This is a genomic window from Agromyces sp. NPDC056965 (assembly GCF_042673425.1).
Classification (GTDB): domain Bacteria; phylum Actinomycetota; class Actinomycetes; order Actinomycetales; family Microbacteriaceae; genus Agromyces.
Map to the genome: position 1 here is coordinate 17435 of NZ_JBHURI010000017.1, position 21126 is coordinate 38560.

General features: G+C 71.0%; 22 protein-coding genes. 17 read left to right on the forward strand and 5 right to left on the reverse strand.

The genetic code is table 11. The features are described 5' to 3' along the window. Nucleotides 1-5: 5 nt before the first annotated feature. The 5 genes from ACFTQE_RS06245 (at nt 6) to ACFTQE_RS06265 (ending at nt 4660) form a co-directional block, all read left to right on the forward strand. Entirely contained in the window at nt 6-563 is a 558-nt protein-coding gene (locus tag ACFTQE_RS06245; RefSeq protein WP_376924247.1) for a MaoC family dehydratase, read from the forward strand. Continuing rightward, the gene (locus ACFTQE_RS06250; RefSeq protein WP_376924248.1) at nt 560-1375 is read left to right on the forward strand and encodes an HpcH/HpaI aldolase/citrate lyase family protein; all 816 of its coding nucleotides are present in this window, start codon (nt 560-562) and stop codon (nt 1373-1375) included. Before ACFTQE_RS06245 ends, ACFTQE_RS06250 begins: the two co-directional genes overlap by 4 nt. Nucleotides 1376-1477: 102 nt before the next feature. After that, the gene (locus ACFTQE_RS06255; RefSeq protein ID WP_376924249.1) at nt 1478-2563 is read left to right on the forward strand and encodes an aldo/keto reductase; all 1086 of its coding nucleotides are present in this window, start codon (nt 1478-1480) and stop codon (nt 2561-2563) included. 70 nt (nt 2564-2633) lie between these two features. After that, nucleotides 2634-4019, forward strand: coding sequence for a M16 family metallopeptidase (locus tag ACFTQE_RS06260; protein ID WP_376924250.1), 1386 nt, complete (start codon nt 2634-2636; stop codon nt 4017-4019). A gap of 38 nt (nt 4020-4057) precedes the next feature. After that, nucleotides 4058-4660 carry a histidine phosphatase family protein gene (locus ACFTQE_RS06265; RefSeq protein ID WP_375836848.1) on the forward strand — a complete coding sequence of 201 codons (603 nt, stop codon included), beginning with the start codon at nt 4058-4060 and terminating at the stop codon, nt 4658-4660. Nucleotides 4661-4691: 31 nt separating this feature from the next. Here ACFTQE_RS06265 and ACFTQE_RS06270 read toward each other — a convergent pair whose 3' ends face one another. Next, a complete protein-coding gene (locus ACFTQE_RS06270) occupies nt 4692-5174 on the reverse strand; it encodes a GNAT family N-acetyltransferase (RefSeq protein WP_376924251.1) in 483 nt (160 codons plus the stop codon). 94 nt (nt 5175-5268) lie between these two features. On the opposite strand from ACFTQE_RS06270, the gene dapB reads away from it, so the two are divergent. Both dapB and ACFTQE_RS06280 read left to right on the forward strand, forming a co-directional pair. Beyond that, nucleotides 5269-6021, forward strand: coding sequence for a 4-hydroxy-tetrahydrodipicolinate reductase (gene dapB / locus ACFTQE_RS06275; RefSeq protein ID WP_376924252.1), 753 nt, complete (start codon nt 5269-5271; stop codon nt 6019-6021). Next, nucleotides 6018-6458 carry a hypothetical protein gene (locus tag ACFTQE_RS06280; RefSeq protein ID WP_376924253.1) on the forward strand — a complete coding sequence of 147 codons (441 nt, stop codon included), beginning with the start codon at nt 6018-6020 and terminating at the stop codon, nt 6456-6458. The genes dapB and ACFTQE_RS06280 overlap by 4 nt, the downstream gene beginning before the upstream one ends. A 48-nt stretch (nt 6459-6506) precedes the next feature. On the opposite strand, the gene ACFTQE_RS06285 is transcribed toward ACFTQE_RS06280, so the two are convergent. From ACFTQE_RS06285 to ACFTQE_RS06300, 4 genes are read right to left on the reverse strand one after another with little or no spacing between them, the layout of a single operon-like run. Beyond that, nucleotides 6507-7412 carry a TIGR01777 family oxidoreductase gene (locus ACFTQE_RS06285; RefSeq protein ID WP_376924254.1) on the reverse strand — a complete coding sequence of 302 codons (906 nt, stop codon included), beginning with the start codon at nt 7410-7412 and terminating at the stop codon, nt 6507-6509. 3 nt (nt 7413-7415) lie between these two features. After that, nucleotides 7416-7841 carry an OsmC family peroxiredoxin gene (locus ACFTQE_RS06290; protein ID WP_376924255.1) on the reverse strand — a complete coding sequence of 142 codons (426 nt, stop codon included), beginning with the start codon at nt 7839-7841 and terminating at the stop codon, nt 7416-7418. Nucleotides 7842-7895: 54 nt separating this feature from the next. After that, the gene (locus tag ACFTQE_RS06295) at nt 7896-8405 is read right to left on the reverse strand and encodes a DUF4395 domain-containing protein (RefSeq protein ID WP_376924256.1); all 510 of its coding nucleotides are present in this window, start codon (nt 8403-8405) and stop codon (nt 7896-7898) included. Beyond that, a complete protein-coding gene (locus ACFTQE_RS06300) occupies nt 8389-8829 on the reverse strand; it encodes a thioredoxin family protein (protein WP_376924257.1) in 441 nt (146 codons plus the stop codon). Before ACFTQE_RS06300 ends, ACFTQE_RS06295 begins: the two co-directional genes overlap by 17 nt. Nucleotides 8830-8947: 118 nt before the next feature. On the opposite strand from ACFTQE_RS06300, the gene ACFTQE_RS06305 reads away from it, so the two are divergent. The 10 genes from ACFTQE_RS06305 (at nt 8948) to ACFTQE_RS06350 (ending at nt 21099) form a co-directional block, all read left to right on the forward strand. Then, nucleotides 8948-9757 carry a thymidylate synthase gene (locus ACFTQE_RS06305; RefSeq protein ID WP_376924258.1) on the forward strand — a complete coding sequence of 270 codons (810 nt, stop codon included), beginning with the start codon at nt 8948-8950 and terminating at the stop codon, nt 9755-9757. A gap of 119 nt (nt 9758-9876) precedes the next feature. Beyond that, nucleotides 9877-10317, forward strand: a complete 441-nt coding sequence (locus ACFTQE_RS06310) for a dihydrofolate reductase (RefSeq protein WP_376924286.1) — start codon at nt 9877-9879, stop codon at nt 10315-10317. 204 nt (nt 10318-10521) lie between these two features. Then, nucleotides 10522-11397 carry a type IV toxin-antitoxin system AbiEi family antitoxin domain-containing protein gene (locus ACFTQE_RS06315; protein WP_376924259.1) on the forward strand — a complete coding sequence of 292 codons (876 nt, stop codon included), beginning with the start codon at nt 10522-10524 and terminating at the stop codon, nt 11395-11397. A 98-nt stretch (nt 11398-11495) separates the two neighbouring features. Next, on the forward strand, nt 11496-12470 hold the full coding sequence (gene dapA, locus ACFTQE_RS06320) for a 4-hydroxy-tetrahydrodipicolinate synthase (protein ID WP_376924260.1): 975 nt from the start codon (nt 11496-11498) through the stop codon (nt 12468-12470). Nucleotides 12471-12577: 107 nt separating this feature from the next. Further along, a complete protein-coding gene (locus ACFTQE_RS06325) occupies nt 12578-14254 on the forward strand; it encodes a ribonuclease J (protein ID WP_375836826.1) in 1677 nt (558 codons plus the stop codon). Nucleotides 14255-14447: 193 nt separating this feature from the next. Beyond that, entirely contained in the window at nt 14448-15524 is a 1077-nt protein-coding gene (locus tag ACFTQE_RS06330) for a hypothetical protein (RefSeq protein ID WP_376924261.1), read from the forward strand. Then, nucleotides 15521-16309: an ABC transporter ATP-binding protein gene (locus tag ACFTQE_RS06335; protein ID WP_376924262.1), complete on the forward strand. Its 789-nt coding sequence runs from the start codon at nt 15521-15523 to the stop codon at nt 16307-16309. The genes ACFTQE_RS06330 and ACFTQE_RS06335 overlap by 4 nt, the downstream gene beginning before the upstream one ends. Beyond that, complete coding sequence (locus ACFTQE_RS06340) at nt 16306-17547, forward strand: ABC transporter permease (protein ID WP_376924263.1); 1242 nt, start codon at nt 16306-16308, stop codon at nt 17545-17547. The genes ACFTQE_RS06335 and ACFTQE_RS06340 overlap by 4 nt, the downstream gene beginning before the upstream one ends. A gap of 59 nt (nt 17548-17606) precedes the next feature. Beyond that, nucleotides 17607-18098: a GNAT family N-acetyltransferase gene (locus ACFTQE_RS06345; RefSeq protein ID WP_376924264.1), complete on the forward strand. Its 492-nt coding sequence runs from the start codon at nt 17607-17609 to the stop codon at nt 18096-18098. A gap of 109 nt (nt 18099-18207) precedes the next feature. Beyond that, nucleotides 18208-21099, forward strand: coding sequence for a DNA translocase FtsK (locus ACFTQE_RS06350; RefSeq protein WP_376924265.1), 2892 nt, complete (start codon nt 18208-18210; stop codon nt 21097-21099). Nucleotides 21100-21126: the final 27 nt, after the last annotated feature.

Consider the following 21126-nt stretch of genomic DNA (forward strand, 5'->3'; position numbering starts at 1 on the left):
GAACCATGACGGATGCTTCGGCAGGGCAGGCGCCGCTCCGCGACGTCGTGCAGCGCGGACTCTGGTTCGAGGAGTTCGAGGAGGGCGTGCGCTACCTGCACCGTCCAGGTCGCACGGTCACCGAGGCCGACAACGTGCTCTTCACGACCCTCACCATGAATCCGCAGCCGTTGCACCTCGACGCGGCGTGGTCGGCCGAGCAGCCGTTCGGCGAGCGGCTCGTGAACTCGATGTTCACGCTGTCGACGCTCGTCGGCCAGTCGGTCGGCCAGCTCACGCAGGGCACGCTCGTCGCGAACCTGGGCTTCGGCGCCGTGGCGTTCCCGCATCCGGTGTTCGTCGGCGACACCCTCTACGGAGAGAGCGTCGTCGAGTCCAAGCGCGAGTCGGCCTCGCGCCCGGGGCAGGGCGTCGTCGTGGTCGCGCACACCGCTCGCAACCAGCGCGGAGAGGTCGTCGCGACGGCATCGCGTTCGATGCTCGTGTGGCTCCGCGAACCGGGCGAGCGGCAGCAGGCGGCCGGGCGGGCGACCGGGGTCGACGAGAGCGAGGCGAACGGATGACGCATCCGACCTTCCGTTTCGGCCCGGCCCTGCTGTTCTGTCCGGCCGACCGGCCCGACCGGTTCGCGAAAGCCCTCGATCGCGCCGACGCCGTGATCCTCGACCTCGAAGACGCCGTCGCCGCCGACGCGAAGCACGCGGCTCGCCTCGCGCTCCTCCGCACCCCGCTCGATCCCGAGCGGGTGATCGTGCGCGTGAACCCGGCGTCGAGCCCCGAGTTCGGAGAAGACCTCGCCGCCCTCGCCGGCACCGGCTACCGCACGGTCATGCTCGCCAAGTGCGAGGGCACCGCCGACCTCGTCGACCTCGCCGAGTTCGAGGTCATCGCGCTCTGCGAGACCGCGCGCGGAGTGATCGCGGCGAACGAGATCGCGGGGCTCCCGAACGTCTCAGCGCTCATGTGGGGCGCCGAAGACCTCGTCGCCTCGCTCGGCGGCTCGTCGAGTCGCTTCCCCGACGGTCGATACCGCGACGTCGCGAGGCACGCCAGGTCCCAGGTGTGCCTCGCGGCGGCGGCGCACGACGTGGCCGCGATCGACACCGTGCACCTCGAGATCGGCGATCTCGACGGACTCCGAGCCGAGGCCGAAGACGCGGTGGCCGTCGGATTCGCGGCGACGGCGTGCATCCACCCCGGCCAGGTCGAGGTCGTCCGCGAGGCGTACCTGCCCGACGCCGATCAGCTGGAGTGGGCGCGCGCCGTGCTCGAGGCCGCAGAGGAGCAGGGCGGCGTCTTCGCATTCCGGGGCGGAATGGTCGATGCACCGGTGCTCCGACAGGCCGTCGCGCTCATCCGCCGAGCGGGCGGCTGAGCAAAACGATTCGATAACGGTTCACCTGCCGTTCGTCGAATCGCGCCCTCCGAGCGTCGAACGCATCGTATCCTCGGAGTCAATCCTGGGGAGGAGGGGAACGTGGCACGACGACACGTCTATCGGGCGAACGAAGCGAGCGGTGCAGGGGCAGCGCTCGCGCTCGCCGAGTCGATCTCGCGCGATGAGCACGACGCCCGCGCCGATGCCTTCGACGGACTGCACGTCGACGTGATCGCGTCGAATCCGCTCTCCGGTCCCATCATCGTTCCCCGACGGGTGCCCATCGGCGACTCCGGCATCGAGGTGCATCCGCTCGCGCTCGGCGCCAGCACGTTCGGCTGGACCCTCAGCACCGAGCAGGCCTTCGACGTGCTCGATCGCTTCGCCGGTCTGGGCGGCGCACTCGTCGACACCGCCGACAGCTACGCCGCAGGGCGCAGCGAATCGATCATCGGCAAGTGGATGGACTCGCGCGGCACACGCGATCGCATGGCCATCGCGACGAAGATCGGCCACCACCCCGATCACCGCGGGCTGTCGCCCGCAGAGATCTCGGCGGCGGTCGACGACTCGCTGCTGCGTCTCGGCGTGGAGCGCATCGACCTGCTCTACTTCCACGGCGACGACACCGAGGTGCCGCTCGAAGAGAGCCTCGGCGCGGTCGACGCCCTCATCGCGGCCGGCAAGGTCGGTGCGATCGGTGCAGCGGACTTCACGCCCGACCGGCTCATCGAGGCGCGCGTGCTCGCCGCCAACGGCCTGCCGCGGTTCCAGGCGCTCACGACCAAGTACAACCTCATGGAGCGCAGGCCCTTCGAGGGTGCACCCGAACTCGTCGCCCACGCGCAGGGGCTCGCGGTGCTGCCGTACTTCGGCCTCGCCAGCGGGTTCCTCGGCGGGCAGGTGCGGCGCCGCGCCGACGTGCGCCACGACGCCAGGGGCGAGCGTCAGGCTCGATACCTCGGGCGACGCGGGTACCGCGTGCTCGCGGCGGTCGACGAGATCGCCTTCGCGCACGGCGTGCAGCCCGCGACGATCTCGCTCGCCTGGCTGCTCGCGAAGCCGACGATCGTGGCTCCGGTCGTGAGTGCGAGCAGGCCCGACCAGGTCGATGCGCTCATGGCGGCGGCATCCGTCGAACTGCAGCGCTCGGAGATCGTCGAACTCGACCGCGCCTCCGACTGAGCGCGCCCTCGGCGCGCCCGGGTGTTCTCCGCCTGAGCGCGCTCGACGCGGGTGGCATAGGCTGATCGGGATGAACGGCGCTGTCGACCTCCCACTCGGCCAGGCCGAGCTCTCCTTCACCGCAGCAGGCGACGCGCGAGTTCGGCGCAGCGTGCTCCCATCGGGGGTGCGAGTGCTCAGCGAACAGGTGCCGGGCAGCCGCAGCGCGACGATCGGCTTCTGGGTCGCGGTCGGTTCCCGCGACGAGCAGAGGGCGGATGCCGCGCACCCCGCGACGTACGGATCGACGCACTTCCTCGAGCACCTCCTCTTCAAGGGCACCGCGACGCGCTCGGCCCTCGACATCGCGATCTCCTTCGATGCCGTCGGCGGCGAGCACAACGCGCTCACGGCGAAGGAGTACACCTGCTACTACGCCAAGGTGCAAGATCGCGATCTGCCGATGGCGGTCGAGGTGCTCGCCGACATGTTCACTTCGTCGCTCCTCGATCCGGTCGAGTTCGAGAGCGAGCGCGGGGTCATCCTCGAAGAGCTCTCGATGGCGGGTGACGACCCGGGCGATGTCGCGAACGAGCGCTTCTTCGAGGCGGTGCTCGGCGCGCACCCGCTGGGCCGGCCGATCGGCGGCAACCCCGAGACGATCCGCGCTGCCGCGCGCGACGCCGTGTGGGAGCACTACCGGGCGAACTATCGCCCGCAGGACCTCGTCGTCACCGTCGCCGGTGCCGTCGACCACGACCTGCTGCTGGCCGAGCTCGAGCGGGCGCTCGCCGCCGCCGGGTGGGACCCGACCGCCGAGGGGCGACCCGTCGAACGGCGCTCCGTCGTGCCGGCAGCGCTCGACGCCGGTGCCGAGGTCTCCGTCGTCGCGCGACCGAACGAGCAGGTGAACCTGCTGCTCGGCGTTCCGGGCCTCGTCGCGACCGACGAACGGCGCCCGACGATGAGCATGCTGAACGCGATCTTCGGCTCGGGCATGTCGTCGCGCCTCTTCCAGCAGGTGCGCGAGCGCCGCGGCCTCGCGTACTCGGTGTACTCCTTCGCGCCGGGCTACTCCGATGCCGGCCTCTTCGGCATGTACGCCGGTTGCGCCCCGGCGAAGGCCGGCACCGTCGCCACGCTCATGCGCGACGAGCTCGAGCGGCTCGCAGAGCACGGCGTCACCGCTGAGGAGCTCCGTCGCGCGTCCGGACAGCTCGCGGGCGCCTCGGCGCTCGCCCTCGAAGATTCCGACACCCGGATGTCGCGGCTCGGGAGATCCGAACTGACCCTCGGCGAATTCGTCGACCTCGATGAAGCCCTCCGTCGCATCTCGCTCGTCACCGCCGACGACGTGCAGGCGCTGGCGGGCGACCTCGTCGCACGCCCGTTCTCGCTCGTCGCCGTCGGCGCGATCGACGAGTCCGCGTTCACCGGAGCGGCCGCTGCGGTCGCTCCGAGTTCCGACGTCGCCTGACCGCGACACCCGCCCTGCATTCAGAGGAACCGATACCCGTGGCCCACCACCTCTACCTCGTCCGTCACGGCGAGCAGCTCGACGCCGAGCACGGCCTTCCCGACGGCCCGCTCTCGCCCAGGGGGCGCCGTCAGGCCGAGCTCCTCGCCGAACGCCTCGGTGGCGTGCCGTTCGACAACGCCTGGCACTCGCCGCTGCAGCGGGCGACCGAGACGGCGCAGATCATCGCGGCGAAGATGCCGGCGCTGAGCGTCGAGCCGTCGCCCCTGCTCTTCGACTGCGTGCCCACGGGGCCTGCGCCCGAGACGCCGAAGGCGTACGACGCCTTCTTCGGCTCGGTGACCGAGGCCGAGATCGAGGCCGGCAGCGCGCAGATGGAGGACGCCGCTGCCGAGTTCCTCCGCTCGCACCGCGAGGACCGGCACGAGCTCCTCATCACCCACAACTTCGTCATCGGCTGGTTCGTGCGCGAGGTGCTCGGCGCCCCCGATTGGCGATGGGTCTCGATCAATCAGGCGAACTGCGGCCTCACGGTGCTCACGCAGCGACCCGGTCGGCCGTGGAGCCTCGTCTCCCACAACGACATCGCGCACCTGCCCCCCGAGCTCCGCACCGGACTGGCCGAGCCGTACGCGATCTGAGGCGCCACCGGGTCAGCCGGTGCGCTGTGCGTCAGCCGACGGGCTTGCCGTACCAGTTCGTCGCGTTGGGGTTGGCGTTGTAGGGCTCGATGTCGACGTAGCCGCTCGAGCGGTAGAGGCCGCCGGCCGCCTCGAGGCTCGCGTTCGTGTCGAGCACCAGTTCCTGCGCCCCGTACTCGATCGCCCGGCGTTCGAGTTCGGCGAGCAGCCGGCGCCCTTCGCCGCCGCCGCGGGCCGCGGGCGCGAGCCACAGGTGTTTGATCTCGAAGCGCACCTCGAGGGTCTCGGGGCGTGGCCCGATGCGCCGCACCCCGCCGCATCCGACCGCCGTGCCCGACTCGTCGTCGACGACCAGGAAGACACCCGCCGGCGGCGTGAACTGCTCCGCGGTCGGCCACGTCGGACGGTACTCGCCCTGCGCCGACGGAAACCCCACGGCACGCTCGGCGAAGTAGTCGGCGAGCAGCGCGTGCGCGTCGGCGTCGGTCACTGAGGCGTCTCGGTAGCGCAGCATGCCACCACACTATTCGCGAAGGCCGGCGGATGCCCCGTGCGCGGCGTCACCCCGACCCGGCCGTCGCCCGGCTCCCGCTTGCTAGGGTGAATCCGTGACGATACGGGTCGCCGTGGCGGGAGCCACCGGCAAGATGGGGCAACTGGCGCTGCGACTGATCGAGGAGGCCGACGACCTCGAACTGCACGCCGCGCTCGATTCCAAGTCGAGCCTCGACCTCATGCTCGGCGCCGACGTGGCGTTCGACGTCACACATCCCGGTGCGAGCGGCGAGATCGTCGAGTTCGCCGCCGGGGCCGGCATCCCGATCGTCGTCGGCACGTCGGGCTGGTCGAGCGATCGCATCGCCGAGATCTCCGCGTTCGTGCGCGGCCACGCCGACGCCGGAGCCGTGCTCTTCGTGCCGAACTTCTCGATCGGCAGCGTGCTCGGCACCGCCTTCGCGAAGCTCGCAGCGCCGTTCTTCGACTCGATCGAGATCGTCGAGGCGCACCACGCGGGCAAGGTCGACTCGCCCTCGGGCACGGCTGTGCGCACGGCGGAGCTCATCGGCGAGGCGCGCGCCGCGCGCGGCCCCGTCGCTGCGCCGCACGCCGACCAGCGCGCCCGCGGGCAGCTCGTGAGCGGGGTGCCCGTGCACAGCCTGCGCCTCGCCGGCGTCTCGGCCGAGCAGCGCGTCGTCTTCGGCGGCGACGGCGAGACCCTCACGATCACGCACTCCACGCTCTCGCCGAGCTCGTACGAGGCCGGCATCCTGCTCGCGCTCCGCAGCGCCCCCGAGGCATCCGGCGTCACGGTCGGCCTCGACACGCTGCTCGACCTCGGACTGCCCGGCACCTCCCGATGACCACGAAGCTCGGCGCGCTCATCATGGCCGCGCTCCTCGTGCTCTACCTCGCGCTCGCCGGATGGCGCGCCGTGCAGTTCATGGCCACGGGGGAGCCGATCGCGATCGCCATGGGCGTCGCCCTGCTCGTGCTGCCGCTCATCGCGCTCTGGGCGCTCTGGCGGGAGCTCAGCTTCGGCATCCGCTCGCACGAGCTCGTGAAGCGGCTCGACGCCGAGGGCGGGCTCGACCTCGAATTGCCGGTGCTGCCGAGCGGACGCCCGGAGCGGGCGGCTGCGCGGGCGGCCATCGACGGGTTCCGCGCAACGGCCGATGCGGCTCCCGAGTCGTGGCAGGCGGCGCTCCGCCTCGGGCTCGCGTACGACGCGGCGGGGGACCGGCGCAACGCGCGGCAGGCCGTGCGGCGGGCGATCGAGCTGTCGCGCGCACCTCGTTGACGCGGCAGTGAGCTCGCAGGCACGCGAGCGGCGGGCGGTCGGAACCGCCTAGCGCGCCGAGCCGCGCGGTACGGCGAGCATCGCGTCGATCGCCGATTCGACCGTCGCGTGCGCGAACCGGTAGCCGTCGTCGATGAGTCGCTGCGGACGCACCTTCTGGCTCGAGAGCAGGAGCTCGTCGGCGGCACGGCCGAGGGCGACCTCGAGCATGCGCTCGGGCACGCCGAGGGCATGCGGCCGATGCATCCGCTCGGCCATCGCGGTCATCACGCGATCGGCGGTGGCCGGTGTCGGGCCGGCGATGTTCACCGGCCCCGAGAGCGACGATCCGAGCAGGTGCACGATGGCGCCGACCTCGTCGTCGAGCGCGACCCAGGGCCAGTGCTGGCCGCCGGTGCCGAGCCGCGCCGAGACGCCGAAGCGGGTGAGGGTGCCGACGCGCTTCATGGCGCCGCCGTGCCCGACCACCATGCCGCTGCGGAAGACGACGGTGCGCGTCTCTTCGGGCGCGAGCCCCGCCGCGGCCTCCCAACGGCCGACGACCCCGGCGAGGAAGCCGGTGCCCGCGCTCGAGTACTCCGTGAGCAGCTCGCCGGGACGATCGCCGTAGTACCCGACCGCCGAGGCGTTCAGGAAGACCGTCGGCGGCTGCCGCGCCTTTCGCATCGCGTCGGCGAGGGTGCGGGTCGCCGTGATGCGCGACTCGAGGATCTCGCCGCGGTACGACTTCGACCACGGCAGGCGGGCGAGCGAGGCGCCCGAGAGGTTCACGACGGCGTCGACGCGGTCCATGACCGTGAAGTCGATGATGCCCGCCGCGGGCGACCAGGCGGCCTCATCGGCGCCCTGGGCGCGTCGGCGCACGAGGCGCACGACGTCGTGCCCCTCGTCGGTCAGTGCGGTGACCAGCGCGGTGCCGATGAATCCGGATGCACCGGCGACGAGTACCCGCATGGATCAGGCGAGTTCGGCTTCGATCGTGATCGGAATGCCGGCGAGCGCCTGGGAGATCGGGCAGTTCTTCTTCGCGTCTTCGGCGAGGGCCTCGAACTGCTCCTCGCTGAGACCGGGAACGCGGGCGCTCACGAGCAGGTGGCTGCCGAGCACGCCCTTGCCCGCCTCGAACGTGACGGCCGCGGTGGTCTGGATGCTCTCGGCCGGGGTGCCCGCCTGGGCGAGGCCCAGCGAGAGGGCCATCGAGAAGCACGAGGAGTGCGCCGCTGCGAGCAGCTCTTCGGGGTTGGTCGTGCCCTCGGAGCCCTCGGCGCGCGCCTTCCAGTTGACGGGGAAGGAGGCGAGGCCCGAGGAGTCGAGGGCGACATCGCCCGATCCTTCGAAGAGCGTGCCCTTCCAGACGGTGGTCGCTTCACTCGTGACTGCCATGTGATCCTCCTCGTCGAGCCGGGACACCAGCCTATCGGCGAGCGGTGCCGCCGGTCAGACCCCCGGGACGATCCGGGCCCGAGCGAGCAGCAGGTAGATCTGGCAGCCGAGGCAGAAGTCGAACGCGGCGTTCAGGAATGCCGCGAAGAAGGCGATCGCCGCGGCGATCGGCACCGCGTACTCGAGGCCGAGGAGCGAGAGCACGACGCCCGCGAGCGCGACGGCGAAGCCGACGCCCTGCGCGAAGGTCGGCGGGCGCAGGTCCTCGAGCTCGACGGGCGGCGCGAGCCGCGGGCGCACGAGCTTCGCGAAGATCAGGCCGTACGGATGCCGCCGGATGCCGGCGAACGCGCCCCACGCGAAGAGCAGCGTGATCGCGACGAGCAGCCAGAACGCCGCGGCATCGGCCCCCGCGACCGCGAGCACGACCGTGATGAGCAGCAGGGTCGCCGTGATGGCGGCACCGAAGCGCGGGCCGCGCGGGTCGCTGCCCGCCGACGCGCGGTCGGTCGTGCGGTCGGCTGTCGGTGCTGCCGCCGGTGCCGATTCAGCCGGAGATGACATGGGGGCTCCTCAGGAGGTCGTCGAGTCGTTCGCGCACAGCGGCGGCGCGGGGGAGGCCTGCGATGCGGGCGAACACCGCACCGTCGGCGTCGAGCAGCAGGGTCGTCGGCGTCTCGGTGACGCGGAATCGGCCGGCCAGGTCGGGGCGATGCGTGAGATCGACCTCGACGTGCGCCGCGCCGTCGTGCTCGCCGGCGAGCTGCGTGAGCAGCCGCCCCGTCGCCGGGCAGCGGGCGCAGAACTCGGTCGAGAACTGCACGAGCGTGGCCCGCTCGCCGAACGCGGCGACGCCGAGGTCGGACGGCTGCACCAGCTCGCCCGAGCCGCTGCGGGCGATGCCCTGCCGCGAACGCCAGACGAGGCCGAACGCGGTCGCCGCGGCGACGAGCGCTGCGCCGGTCGCGAGAGCGGGGAGCCAGTCCATGCGGTCGAGCGTACGCAGCGCGGGTCGCCCCGTGCGGAGTGTGACCGAGGATGACGGTCCGCCGCGGCATCCGCTCGCCTTCGCCGAACTGTCGCCGGTGCGGGTTAGCCTTGTGGGGATGGCCGAGACGATCTCAACCCCGTACGAAGACCTGCTGCGCGACGTGCTCGAACACGGCGCCGTCAAGACCGATCGCACGGGCACGGGCACGCGAAGCGTGTTCGGCCGCCAGCTGCGATTCGACCTCTCCGAGGGCTTCCCGCTCGTCACGACGAAGCGCGTGCACTTCAAGTCGATCGCCTACGAGCTGCTGTGGTTCCTGCGGGGCTCGTCGAACGTCGGCTGGCTGCGCGAGCACGGCGTCACCATCTGGGACGAATGGGCCGATTCGGCCGGCGAGCTCGGTCCCGTCTACGGCGTGCAGTGGCGGTCGTGGCCGACGCCCTCGGGCGAGACGATCGACCAGATCTCCGAGGTCATCGAGCAGATCCGCACGAATCCCGACTCGCGCCGCCTCATCGTCTCGGCGTGGAACCCCGCCGACATCCCCTCGATGGCATTGGCGCCGTGCCACGCGCTCTTCCAGTTCTACGTGGCCGACGGCAAGCTCTCGTGCCAGCTCTACCAGCGCAGCGCCGACCTCTTCCTCGGCGTGCCGTTCAACATCGCCTCCTACGCGCTGCTGACCCACATGATCGCGGCGCAGACCGGGCTCGAGGTCGGCGACTTCGTCTGGACGGGCGGCGACTGCCACATCTACGACAACCACGTCGAGCAGGTCACCGAGCAGCTCACTCGCGAGCCGTTCGCGCCGCCGACCCTGCGCCTCGCGCGCACGCCCGACTCGGTCTTCGACTACGAGTACGAGGACTTCATCGTCGAGGGCTACCAGCACCACCCGCCGATCCGCGCGGCCGTTGCGGTATGAGCGAAGCGGATGCCTCGGCCGGCGCTGCTTCGGCCGGCCCTGCCTCGGCTGCACCCGCGCCGAGGCTCGGCCTCATCTGGGCCGAGGCGCACGGCGGCGTGATCGGAGCCGGCGGCGTGATGCCGTGGCACGTGCCCGAAGACCTCGCCCACTTCAAGGTGGTCACGCTCGGCAGCCCCGTCGTGATGGGACGCAAGACCTGGGACTCGCTGCCCGAGCGCTTCCGACCGCTGCCGGGGCGCGCGAACATCGTCGTCACCCGCAACGAGGAATGGGCGGCCGACGGTGCGATCCGGGCGGGCTCGATCGACGACGGGCTGGCGGTGGCCGCGGCATCCGACCCCGAATGGATCTGGGCGATCGGCGGAGGCGAGCTCTTCGCCCGGCTCATCGACCGGGCCGATCGACTCGAGGTCACCGAGCTCGACCTCGACATCCCCGGCGACGCCTACGCTCCCTCGATCGACCTGAGCTGGCGGCTCGTCGAGACCGACGACACCGCGACCCATGTCTCTCGCACGGGCATCGGCTACCGCTTCCGCCGCTACGCCCGCCCCTGACTCGTCGGCTCTGACTCCGGACCTGCGTCTGCGAGTCAGCGGATGAATCGTCCGACTCGCCGCCGAAGCCCGGCGAGTCATTCGAGTCATCCGCCGACTGGCGGTGCACTGTGACTTCGCCTCGACACTCTGCGGCGGCTCCGAGCTCTCCTCACACGCCCGCTCAGTCGTGATCGGGCCATCGACGACGGACAGGGTCGGAGCATGCCCGTCGAACTCGCCCGGATCCAGCACCTGTGCGCTGACCTCAAGATCGCTCGTACGGCGGACTTCGCCGCCGCAGGGGTCTCGCGTCATGCGCTCGCGATCGCGGTGAGAGCGGGCGTCGTCGTCCGGGTGCGGGAAGGGGTCTTCGTGCCGGCGGATGCCCTCCCCGAGGTCCGCGCTGCGGCCGCACACGGTGGCGTGCTCGGCTGCATCAGTCGACTGCGGCTCGCCGGGATCTGGCTGCTCGATGACGACGAGCATTCCATCCACGTCGTGCTTCCTCGCCACGGGCATCGCCGCCGCCCGCACGCCGAGTGCGACTGCGTCATGCACTGGAACGACGCGCGCTCGCTCGGCGACCGCACGTCATTGCTCGATGCCCTTCGAGCGCTCATCGACTGCCGAGGCGAGGAGTCGTTCTTCGTCGCGCTCGAATCGGCGATGCGCAAACGACTCCTCACCACCGGCGATCTCGTGCGATTGCGCAGCCGTATGCCGCGGAAGCGGCAGTGGCTCGTCGACTTCGCGCGATGGGATGCGGACAGCGGGCTCGAGTCGCTGCTCCGCCTGAGGTTGCGGCCGCTCGGCATCTCGCTGACGTCCCAAGTGGCGATTCCCGGCGTCGGCAGGGTCGACTTCGTGCTCGGCGAGCGACTCATCCTCGAGGTCGACGGACGACTGAACTACGACGGTCGGTCCCTGCGTCACAAGGACCTCGTGCGAGATGCCGTCGCGGCGGCCCATGGTTTCCAGACACTGCGCTTCGATTACGCAATGGTCGTGCACGAGTGGCCGCTGGTGGAAGCCGCGATCCTCGGCACCGTCGAGCGCGGCCGACACCTCGACCGGCGAGTCGGCGGACGAGCGCGATGACACGCGGGCCGTCGTCGGCGTGTCGCACGATGCATCCGCTGACTCGCAGCGAAGTGGGTGGGCCCGCCGCGCGGGGTCGACCCGATACGCTGGAGAGCGTGACCTCAGAGAACCCCTTCGGACAAGTGCTCGTCGCGCTCGTCACGCCGATGACGGCGGACGGCGAAGTCGATTGGGCCGGGGTCGAGAAGCACATCGACGATGTCATCTCGGCCGGCGCCGACGGCATCGTCGTCACGGGCACCACGGGCGAGACCTCGACGCTCACCGACCCCGAGAAGATCCGCCTCGTCGAGGTCGGCAAGGATGTCGCCGCTGGCCGCGCCAAGATCATCACGGGCGGCGGGTCGAACGAGACCGCCCACGCGATCGAGCTCTACAAGCACTCCGAGCGCGTCGGCGCCGACGGCATCATGATCGTCACGCCGTACTACAACAAGCCGACCCAGGCCGGCATCCTGACGCACTTCCGGCTCGTGGCCGACGCCACCGACCTGCCCGTCATCCTCTACGACATCCCGGGCCGCACGGGCGTGCCCATCAAGTACGAGACGATCCTGCGTCTGGCCAAGCACCCCAACATCCTCGCCATGAAAGACGCCAAGGGCGACTTCTCCGAGGTGAGCCGGGTGCTGAACCAGACCGACCTCATGTACTTCTCGGGCGACGACGCCAACGTGCTGCCGCACCTCGCGATCGGCGCGACGGGCCTTATCGGCGTCACCGCGAACATCGCACCCGCGCCGTACCGCACGATCGTCGACGCCGTGAACCGCGGCGACCTCGCCACCGCGACGGCCGCCCACCAGCAGCTCGAGCCGCTCGTGCGCGCCACCATGACCCACGTGCCGGGCACCGTCGCCGCGAAGTACATCCTGCACGGCCTCGGCCGCATCTCGAGCCCGCGCGTGCGCCTGCCCCTCGTCGGCCCCGAAGAGTGGGAGGCCGCCCTCATCGAGGACGAGATCGACCACGTGCAGGGCATCCCGGGCGTCGACTTCCACAACTTCCGCCCCGACCGCAACGCCGCAGCCGGCGGCGCGCTGCCGAAGGTCGCCGGAACCACCCGCTGAACCAGCGGATGCCGCGGCGCGCACCCGCCCGCTCCGACATCCGCCCCGAGACATCCGCCGGTCACAGGGCCGGCACCGAACTGAACACCGCAACAGAAGGAGGGCACATGCCCGACGTCGTCATCGATCCCGCCCCGCTCGAGGCCGGAACGCTCCGCATCATCCCCATCGGCGGCCTGGGGGAGGTCGGCCGCAACATGACCAGCTACGAGATCGACGGCAAGATCCTCATCGTCGACTGCGGCGTGCTCTTCCCCGAAGAGCACCAGCCCGGCGTCGACCTGATCCTGCCCGACTTCGGCTTCCTGAAGTCGCGCATCGACGACATCGTCGGCGTCGTGCTCACGCACGGCCACGAGGACCACATCGGCGCGGTTCCCTACCTGCTGAAGCTCCGGGGCGACATCCCCCTGATCGGCTCGCAGCTCACGCTCGCGCTCATCGAGGCGAAGCTCAAGGAGCACCGCATCAAGCCGTACACCCTCACGGTGAAAGAGGGCGGGCACGAGCAGATCGGCCCGTTCCGGCTCGAGTTCATCGCCGTCAACCACTCGATCCCCGACGCACTCGCCGTGGCGATCAAGACCGACGCGGGCACCGTGCTGGCGACCGGCGACTTCAAGATGGACCAGCTGCCGCTCGACGGCCGCCTCACCGACCTGCGCGAGTTCGCACGCCTCGGCGAAGAGGGCGTCGACGTCTTCATGGTCGACTCCACGAACGCGGATGTCCCGGGCTTCACGCCCCTCGAGCGCTCGATCGGGCCCGTGCTCGACGAGGTCATCAACCGCGCGCCGCGCCGGGTCATCGTCGCGAGCTTCTCGAGCCACGTGCACCGCGTGCAGCAGGTGCTCGACGCCGCCTGGGCGAATCACCGACGCGTCGCGCTCCTCGGTCGCAGCATGGTGCGCAACATGACGATCGCCGCTGAACTCGGCTACCTGAAGGTGCCCGAGGGCGTGCTGATCGACTACAAGAAGGCCGGCAACATCCCCGACGACGAGATCGTCTACATGTCGACGGGGTCGCAGGGCGAGCCGATGGCGGTGCTCTCGCGCATGGCCAACCGCGACCACCAGATCGAGATCGGCGAGGGCGACACGGTGATCCTGGCGTCGAGCCTGATCCCGGGCAACGAGAACGCGGTCTACCGCGTCATCGACGGCCTCACGAAGCTCGGGGCGAACGTCGTGCACAAGGCGAACGCGAAGGTGCACGTTTCGGGCCACGCGGCCGCCGGCGAACTGCTCTACTGCTACAACATCCTGAAGCCGAAGAACGTGCTGCCGATCCACGGCGAGTACCGGCACCTCTTCGCGAACGCGAAGCTCGCGCAAGACACCGGTATCCCCGAGAAGAACACCTTCATCGGCGAGAACGGCACGGTCTACGACCTGCGCGGCGGCGCGCTCAGCGTGGTCGGCCAGCTCGACCTCGGGTTCGTCTACGTCGACGGCTCGACCGTCGGCGAGATCACCGACGCCGATCTGAAGGACCGCCGCATCCTCGCGGAGGAGGGCTTCATCTCGGTCATCGTCGTGGTCGACGCCTCGACGGGGCGTGTCATCACCGGACCCGAGATCCACGCGCGCGGTTTCGCTGAAGACGACTCGGTCTTCGACGACGTCAAGCCGAAGATCATCGACGCCCTCGCCGAGGCCGCTCGCAACGGCGTGCGCGACTCGCACGCGCTGTCGCAGATCGTGCGGCGGGTGCTCGGCGGCTGGGTCAACCGTCGCCTGCGCCGTCGGCCGATGCTGGTGCCGCTCGTCATCGAGGCGTAGCCCGCGCTCGGCACACGCTGTGGAACGGCCCGTCCTCGGACGGGCCGTTCCTCGTTTCTCGCAGCGTCGGAGGCGGGTCTCGGGGATGACCCGGAATCCTCCCTGAGTAGGATTCCGCTGTCGTCGCCGACTCCCTAGGGTGGGGGAGATGCCCGGCGACCCATCCCGCCCGGGCGACCCGACAAGGAGTGCCGTGGCCGTCTGGCGCAAGTGGATCTTCCCGACCGTTCGAATCGTGCTCGTGGCGGTGATCGCGATCGCACTGGCGAAGCTCGCGTTCTTCCCCGATCGTGCCGAGGCCGATACCGAGACGCTCTCGCCGACGGGCAGCGTCTCCGAGCCGCAGGTCGTGGTCGCGCGCGGATCGATCGCGAACGACGTGGTGCTGACGGGCACGGTCAATGCGGATGCCTCGGCGCCCGTCAAGGCGACCGGTACCGGCGCCGTCGACGAGGTCTTCGCCGCGGCCGGGCAGCAGGTCGCCGCCGGACAGAAGCTCTACGACATCAAGGTGCAAGACGAAGTGGAGCCGACCGAGACGGTCGGGCCCGACGGCATGCCGACGATGACGACGCCGAAGCCCTCGTTCCACTTCGAGAAGGTGCTCGCCCCCACGGCAGGCGTGCTCTCCTCCCTCGACGTGATCACGGGCCAGCCGGTGGCCACCGGTGACGTCACCGGGCAGGTGGCGCCGCCGAGCTTCAACGTCACTGCGACCCTCAGCCCCGAGCAGCAGTACCGGCTGACAAGTGCGCCGACCGAGGCGCTCGTGACGATCGCGGGCGGGCCCGCACCCTTCACCTGCGGCGGTCTCGTGATCTCCACGCCCCTGTCGGGCGCGGGCGCGGGCGCCGGCGCGGGCGGAGCCGGCGCGGGAGCGGCGGGCGGTGCGGGCGGCACGGGCGGCGAGGCATCCGGTGGCACGACCGTTCGGTGCGCGGTGCCGGGCGACGTGCGCGTGTTCCCGGGGCTCTCGGCTCAGGTGAAGATCTCGGCCGGCAGCGCCGACGACGTGCTCGTGGTGCCGATCACGGCGGTCGAAGGCGGCGCGGAGACGGGCGTCGTCTGGCTCGTGACGCCAGAGGGCGAACGCGCCCCGCAACCCGTGAAACTCGGGCTCAGCGACGGAACCCAGGTCGAGGTCGTCGAGGGCGTCGCCGAGGGCGACCAGGTGCTCGAGTTCGTGCCCGGCGCGCCGGGTGAGGCGAGCCAAGAGGGCTGCGTGCAGTCGCCCGACGGCATGATGATGTGCGGAACCCTCACCCAATGACGCTCGTCGAGGCACGCGGCGTCGGCCGCACCGTCGAGCTGCCCGACGGGCGGCCGCTCACGATCCTGTCGGGCGTCGACCTCTCGGTCTCCGAGGGCGACCGCGTCTCGATCGTCGGCCGCTCGGGATCGGGCAAGTCGACGCTCCTGAACCTGCTCGGACTGCTCGATGCGCCGACCGAGGGCGAGCTCGCCTTCCTCGGCCACGACGTGCGCCGCATCGGCAGCGGTGCTCGCGACCGCTTGCGGGGCAGCGAGGTCGGCTTCGTCTTCCAGCAGTTCAACCTGCTGCCGGGCCGCACCGCGCTCGAGAACGTGCAGACGCCGCTCCTGTACTCCGGTGGCCGTGAGTTCTGGCGGCGCGAGCGCATCGCGCGCGACATGCTCGAACGCGTCGGACTCGGCGAACGGCTCACCACGAAGCCCGAGCGGTTGTCGGGCGGCGAGCAGCAGCGGGTGGCGATCGCCCGGGCCCTGGTGCGCAAGCCCCGACTCATCCTCGCCGACGAACCGACCGGCGCCCTCGATCTCGAGACGGGCGCCGAGGTCATGGCGCTCATCGAGGCCGTGGCCGCCGAGACCGGTGCGGCGCTCGTGACGATCACGCACGATCCGACGATCGCGGCGCGATCGAATCGCCACTTCCTGCTGCGGGGCGGCAGGCTCGAGTCCGCGGATGCCGCGGGCGACGACTCGAACGACGGGGTCGCGCGTTCCGTGGTCGAGGCAGGGGCGGAGTCTGCGGCGGAGACCGATGCAGCTGCCGAGATCGGGGCCGTCGCATGAGGGGCTGGCTGATCCGAACCGCGACGGGCATCGTGAGCACCATCGTCGAGGCGCTCGAAGAACTGCGCATCCACCGCGGACGAGTGCTGCTCTCGCTCATCGGCGTCGCGGTCGCCGTCTGCGCGCTCACGACCGTGGTCGGCGCCGGAGCCATCGCCGAACAGGCGGGCCGGGAGATGTCGGAGCGGTTCGGCGGTCGCCCCGCCACCGTGTCGATGAACGTCAGCACAGGGGGCAGTACGCCCGACACCGAGACGGTGGCCGCCGCGTGGCAGACCACGCTCGACCGGCACGGGATCGACTACGCGAGCCGATCGGGCTACGGGACCCTCACGGTGCAGTTCGTCGACGGCGCGGTGCCGGTGGCGATGCAGGTTGTCGATCCCGACTACGGGCTGATGCACCGCATCAAACTCGCGGAGGGCGCGTGGTTCACCGACCGCGACGCCGACCGCATGGCTCCGGCCGTCATCGTGAACGAGGCCTTCTGGAAGCGGCTCGGAAGCCCCGCCCTCTCGACGCACCCCACGGTCGAGCTGGTCGGCAACGGGCGCGTCATCGCCGTCATCACGGGCGTGACGCCCGCGCAGAGCGAGTGGGAGACCGAGCCGACCGCGTTCATGCTCACCGACTCGTTCATCCCGTTGCAGCCCGAGACGGCCGATCCGATGATGGGCGCCTACATGCCGTCGTACGAGATGTGGGTTCCCGACGGGTCGGCCGACCAGCTCACGGAATCGGTGAAGCGCGCACTCCAGTCCGAGCTCGGCGAGGGTGCGACCGTCGACGGATGGCGCAGCGACTACGCCGCCCAGGAGGGCGACCCGTTCCTGCCGATCAAGCTCATGGTGGTCGGTGTCGCGGTCGTCATCCTGCTGCTCGGTGCGCTCGGCCTGCTCACGATCGCACTCGTCACAGTGCGCGGACGCATCCGCGAGATCGGCATCCGGCGGTCGTTCGGCGCCTCCGCGGGCCGCGTGTTCTTCTCGGTGCTGATGGAGACGGTGGTCGGCACCTTCGTCGCGGGCGTCGTCGGCGTCGGGGTCGCGATCGCCCTCGTGCGCAGCCCGCTCATGGGCATGGCGCTCGGCGGGGCCGAGGTGCAGGACATGCCGGGGTTCCCGATCGAGGCGGCGCTGATCGGCATCGGGGCCGCCGTCGCGGTCGGCGCACTCGCCGGACTCCTGCCGGCGCTCGGTGCGGTTCGGGTGAAGGTGATCGACGCGATCCGGTTCTGAGGCGACGGGCGCCGGCGGCGCGAAACACCGCCGAAACACTCCGCGCGTAGCATCCGGCCATGGCGGCATTCACCATGCGGCCGGCTGCCCCCGACGACGGTTCGTTCCTCGCCGACATGGTGGTCGAGGCCGCGAACTGGCGATCGGGAGGCACCCGACCGCGACCGACGGTGCTCGCCGATCCCGCATCCCGCGGCTACATCTCGGGGTGGCAGCGACCGGCCGACCGCGGCGTCGTCGCGCTCGACGGCGAGGGCAGGCCGGTCGGCGCCGCCTGGTACCGACTGTTCGCCGCCGACGCGGCCGCCCACGGATTCGTCGCGGTCGGGGTGCCCGAACTCATCATCGGCGTGCGGCCGCTCTGGCGCGCGCAGGGTGTCGGACGCGGTCTGGTGCAGGCGCTCGCCGAGACCGCCCGCGGAGCCGGATTCGCCCGACTCGCGCTGAGCGTCGAGCACGGCAACTTCGCCGCCTCGCTCTACCGCTCAGAGGGCTTCGCCGTCGTCGCCTCACATGGCGGGCGCGACACGATGGTGCGTTCGCTGGGCTGACCTCCGGGGCTCGCTTCCGCTGGAATCCGGGGGCGAATGGCACGGCGGATCGCGAACACTCGCACCCGGCTGTCGCCCAGTGCGGGCGCGCGGCCGTAGCCTTGTGGACATGGCTACGAGCACCAGGTCGAACGGGCGTGCCTCGGGCGCGTCCTCGCGTGCTTCGAGTTCCCGAACCGCGCCCACGAAGAAGCTGCCGGCCGCGAGCACCCGCGCCGCCGCGACGAAGAAGGCGCCCGCCGCACCCGAGGGCCCGAACCTCATCGTGCGGGCTTGGATGGGTCTCGCGCACCTGACCGGCGGGGCGGCCCGCGCGCTCGGCCCCGAGACGCTCTCGAAGGAGGAGCGCCGCGACGGCCTGCCGTTCTTCATCGTGGTGCTCGCGATCATCGGCGCCGTCGTCGAGTGGTTCCTCATCAACGAGCCGGTCGCCCAGACCCTCGACTCATGGACCTTCGGCGGACTGTTCGGCCGCGTGGCCTTCGCGCTGCCCGTCGTCATGCTGCTGTTCGCGGTCTGGCTGTTCCGGCACCCGAGCTCGGTGCACGACAACACCCGCATCGGCATCGGGCTGGGCCTCCTGCTCCTGACCGTTTCGGCACTCTGCGACATCTTCGGCGGCCAGCCCGAGCCGCGCGAGGGCATGGCCGTGCTCGCACGTGCCGGCGGCATCCTCGGCTGGTTGGTCGCAGCGCCCCTCATCGCGCTCATCACCCAGGCCGGTGCTGCTGCGGTTGTGATCGTGCTGCTGCTCCTGTCGCTGCTCATCATCACGAAGACCCCGCCGAATCGCATCCCAGCGCGCTTCCGCGAGCTCTACGAATGGCTCTTCGGGGCGACCCACGACGAGACCGAGGCTCCGCCCGAGGCGAAGCCGAAGCGCGAGCGCAAGAAGTCGGTGCAGACCGAACTCGACGGCATCGACGCGCTCGGCGACGGCGACGACGAGGAGCCGAAGGGCGGCATGCTGCCGTGGTGGCGGCGCAACGACTCCAACCGTGAAGAGGACCCCGCCTTCGAGGTCGCCGGTGTCGAAGGCCTCACCGAGGTGTTCGGAGCAGGATCGGCCGCGGGCAGCTTCGAGACGCCGCTCGAGGGCGTCGGCCAGAACAGCTACAACACCGAGGTGCTCGGCGACCTCGAGCGCGCCGAGTCGGCGCTGCAGCAGTTCACCGGCGACGTGCCGCGCGGCGGCACCGGCCTCCGCGGCGACGACGCGGGCGCCACGAACGTGCTCGCCGCGTTCGACGTCGCGGGCGACGCCGGAGATGCTGCGGGTCTGCCGGGCACCGACGCACCCGATGCGTCGGAGTTCGATGCGGAAGCGGCATCCGAACCCGATCGCCCCTACAACCTCCCCGCGGCGTCGACGCTCGCCGCCGGTGCTCCGGCCAAGAAGCGCTCGCAGGCCAACGACGACGTCGTGCGGCAGATCACCGGCGTGCTCGAGCAGTTCGGCGTCGATGCGAAGGTCACCGGCTTCTCGCGCGGCCCGACCGTGACGCAGTACGAGATCGAGCTCGGCCCCGGCGTGAAGGTCGAGCGCGTCACCGCGCTGTCGAAGAACCTCGCCTACGCCGTCGCCTCGAACGAGGTGCGCATCCTCTCGCCGATCCCCGGCAAGAGCGCGATCGGCATCGAGATCCCGAACGCCGACCGCGAGATCGTGACCCTCGGCGACGTGCTGCGCTCGGGCAACGCCGCGAATGCGACGCACTCGATGACGATCGGCGTCGGCAAGGACGTCGGCGGCGGCTACGTCGTCGCCAACCTCGCGAAGATGCCGCACCTCCTCGTCGCCGGCTCGACGGGCTCCGGCAAGTCGAGCTTCGTGAACTCGATGATCACGTCGCTCCTGATGCGCGCGAAGCCCTCCGATGTGCGCATGGTCCTCATCGACCCGAAGCGCGTCGAGCTCGCCCCGTACGCGGGCGTGCCCCACCTCATCACGCCGATCATCACGAACCCGAAGAAGGCCGCAGAGGCGCTCTCGTGGGTCGTGAAGGAGATGGACATGCGGTACGACGACCTCGCGTCGTTCGGCTTCCGCCACATCGACGACTTCAACAAGGCCGTCGTGAACGGCGAGATCGTGCTGCCGGCCGGCTCCGAGCGCAAGCTCAAGCCGTACCCGTACCTGCTCGTCGTCGTCGACGAGCTCGCCGACCTCATGATGGTCGCCCCGCGCGACGTCGAGGACTCGATCGTGCGCATCACGCAGCTCGCCCGCGCCTCCGGCATCCACCTCGTGCTCGCGACGCAGCGGCCCTCGGTCGACGTCGTCACCGGCCTCATCAAGGCGAACGTGCCGTCGCGGCTCGCGTTCGCCGTGACGAGCGTCACCGACTCGCGCGTCATCCTCGACCAGCCGGGTGCCGACAAGCTCATCGGCCAGGGCGACGCGCTCTTCCTGCCCATGGGCGCGTCGAAGCCGCTCCGCGTGCAGGGCGCCTGGGTGAGCGAAGACGAGATCGAGCGGGTCGTCAAGCACGTCACCCGTCAGGCACGTCCGGAGTACCGGCAGGATGTCGCGGAATCCGCCCCCCGAAAAGAGATCGACTCCGACATCGGCGACGACCTCGAGCTGCTGCTCGCGGCGGCCGAGCTCGTGGTGTCGACCCAGTTCGGCTCGACGTCGATGCTGCAGCGCAAGCTCCGCGTGGGCTTCGCGAAGGCCGGGCGCCTCATGGACCTGCTCGAGTCGCGCGAGATCGTCGGCCCGTCCGAGGGATCGAAGGCGCGCGACGTGCTCGTGACCGCCGAGCAGCTGCCCGGCGTGCTCGCCCGACTCCGCGGCGAGGAGCCCGCCGCGGCACCGGCAGCGCGCCCGGCTGCGGCGCCCGCGCAGACCGGCCCGCTCGGCGGCGGCATCGCCCCCACCGAGGCGTACGACGCTCCCGACGCGCGCTACGACGATCCCGTCGCCCGCATGAGCGAGGGCCTGCCCGAGGTCGAGGGCGACACCGACGAAGACGCCTGGGGCCTCACCGGCCGCGACTGAGCCGCGACCGGTCCGGCGCGCACGTCG

Bases quoted from the DNA above. Each gene is read 5' to 3' on its own strand.
- ACFTQE_RS06290 (WP_376924255.1), bottom strand. From the start codon at position 7,841: ATGGCAGTCACGAGTGAAGCGACCACCGTCTGGAAGGGCACGCTCTTC.
- ACFTQE_RS06270 (WP_376924251.1), bottom strand. From the start codon at position 5,174: ATGCTGCGCTACCGAGACGCCTCAGTGACCGACGCCGACGCGCACGCG.
- ACFTQE_RS06305 (WP_376924258.1), top strand. From the start codon at position 8,948: ATGGCCGAGACGATCTCAACCCCGTACGAAGACCTGCTGCGCGACGTG.
- ACFTQE_RS06350 (WP_376924265.1), top strand. From the start codon at position 18,208: ATGGCTACGAGCACCAGGTCGAACGGGCGTGCCTCGGGCGCGTCCTCG.
- ACFTQE_RS06285 (WP_376924254.1), bottom strand. From the start codon at position 7,412: ATGCGGGTACTCGTCGCCGGTGCATCCGGATTCATCGGCACCGCGCTG.
- ACFTQE_RS06315 (WP_376924259.1), top strand. From the start codon at position 10,522: ATGCCCGTCGAACTCGCCCGGATCCAGCACCTGTGCGCTGACCTCAAG.
- ACFTQE_RS06280 (WP_376924253.1), top strand. From the start codon at position 6,018: ATGACCACGAAGCTCGGCGCGCTCATCATGGCCGCGCTCCTCGTGCTC.
- ACFTQE_RS06295 (WP_376924256.1), bottom strand. From the start codon at position 8,405: ATGTCATCTCCGGCTGAATCGGCACCGGCGGCAGCACCGACAGCCGAC.
- ACFTQE_RS06325 (WP_375836826.1), top strand. From the start codon at position 12,578: ATGCCCGACGTCGTCATCGATCCCGCCCCGCTCGAGGCCGGAACGCTC.
- ACFTQE_RS06300 (WP_376924257.1), bottom strand. From the start codon at position 8,829: ATGGACTGGCTCCCCGCTCTCGCGACCGGCGCAGCGCTCGTCGCCGCG.
- ACFTQE_RS06260 (WP_376924250.1), top strand. From the start codon at position 2,634: ATGAACGGCGCTGTCGACCTCCCACTCGGCCAGGCCGAGCTCTCCTTC.
- ACFTQE_RS06250 (WP_376924248.1), top strand. From the start codon at position 560: ATGACGCATCCGACCTTCCGTTTCGGCCCGGCCCTGCTGTTCTGTCCG.
- ACFTQE_RS06340 (WP_376924263.1), top strand. From the start codon at position 16,306: ATGAGGGGCTGGCTGATCCGAACCGCGACGGGCATCGTGAGCACCATC.
- ACFTQE_RS06310 (WP_376924286.1), top strand. From the start codon at position 9,877: ATGCCGTGGCACGTGCCCGAAGACCTCGCCCACTTCAAGGTGGTCACG.
- ACFTQE_RS06245 (WP_376924247.1), top strand. From the start codon at position 6: ATGACGGATGCTTCGGCAGGGCAGGCGCCGCTCCGCGACGTCGTGCAG.
- ACFTQE_RS06345 (WP_376924264.1), top strand. From the start codon at position 17,607: ATGGCGGCATTCACCATGCGGCCGGCTGCCCCCGACGACGGTTCGTTC.
- ACFTQE_RS06335 (WP_376924262.1), top strand. From the start codon at position 15,521: ATGACGCTCGTCGAGGCACGCGGCGTCGGCCGCACCGTCGAGCTGCCC.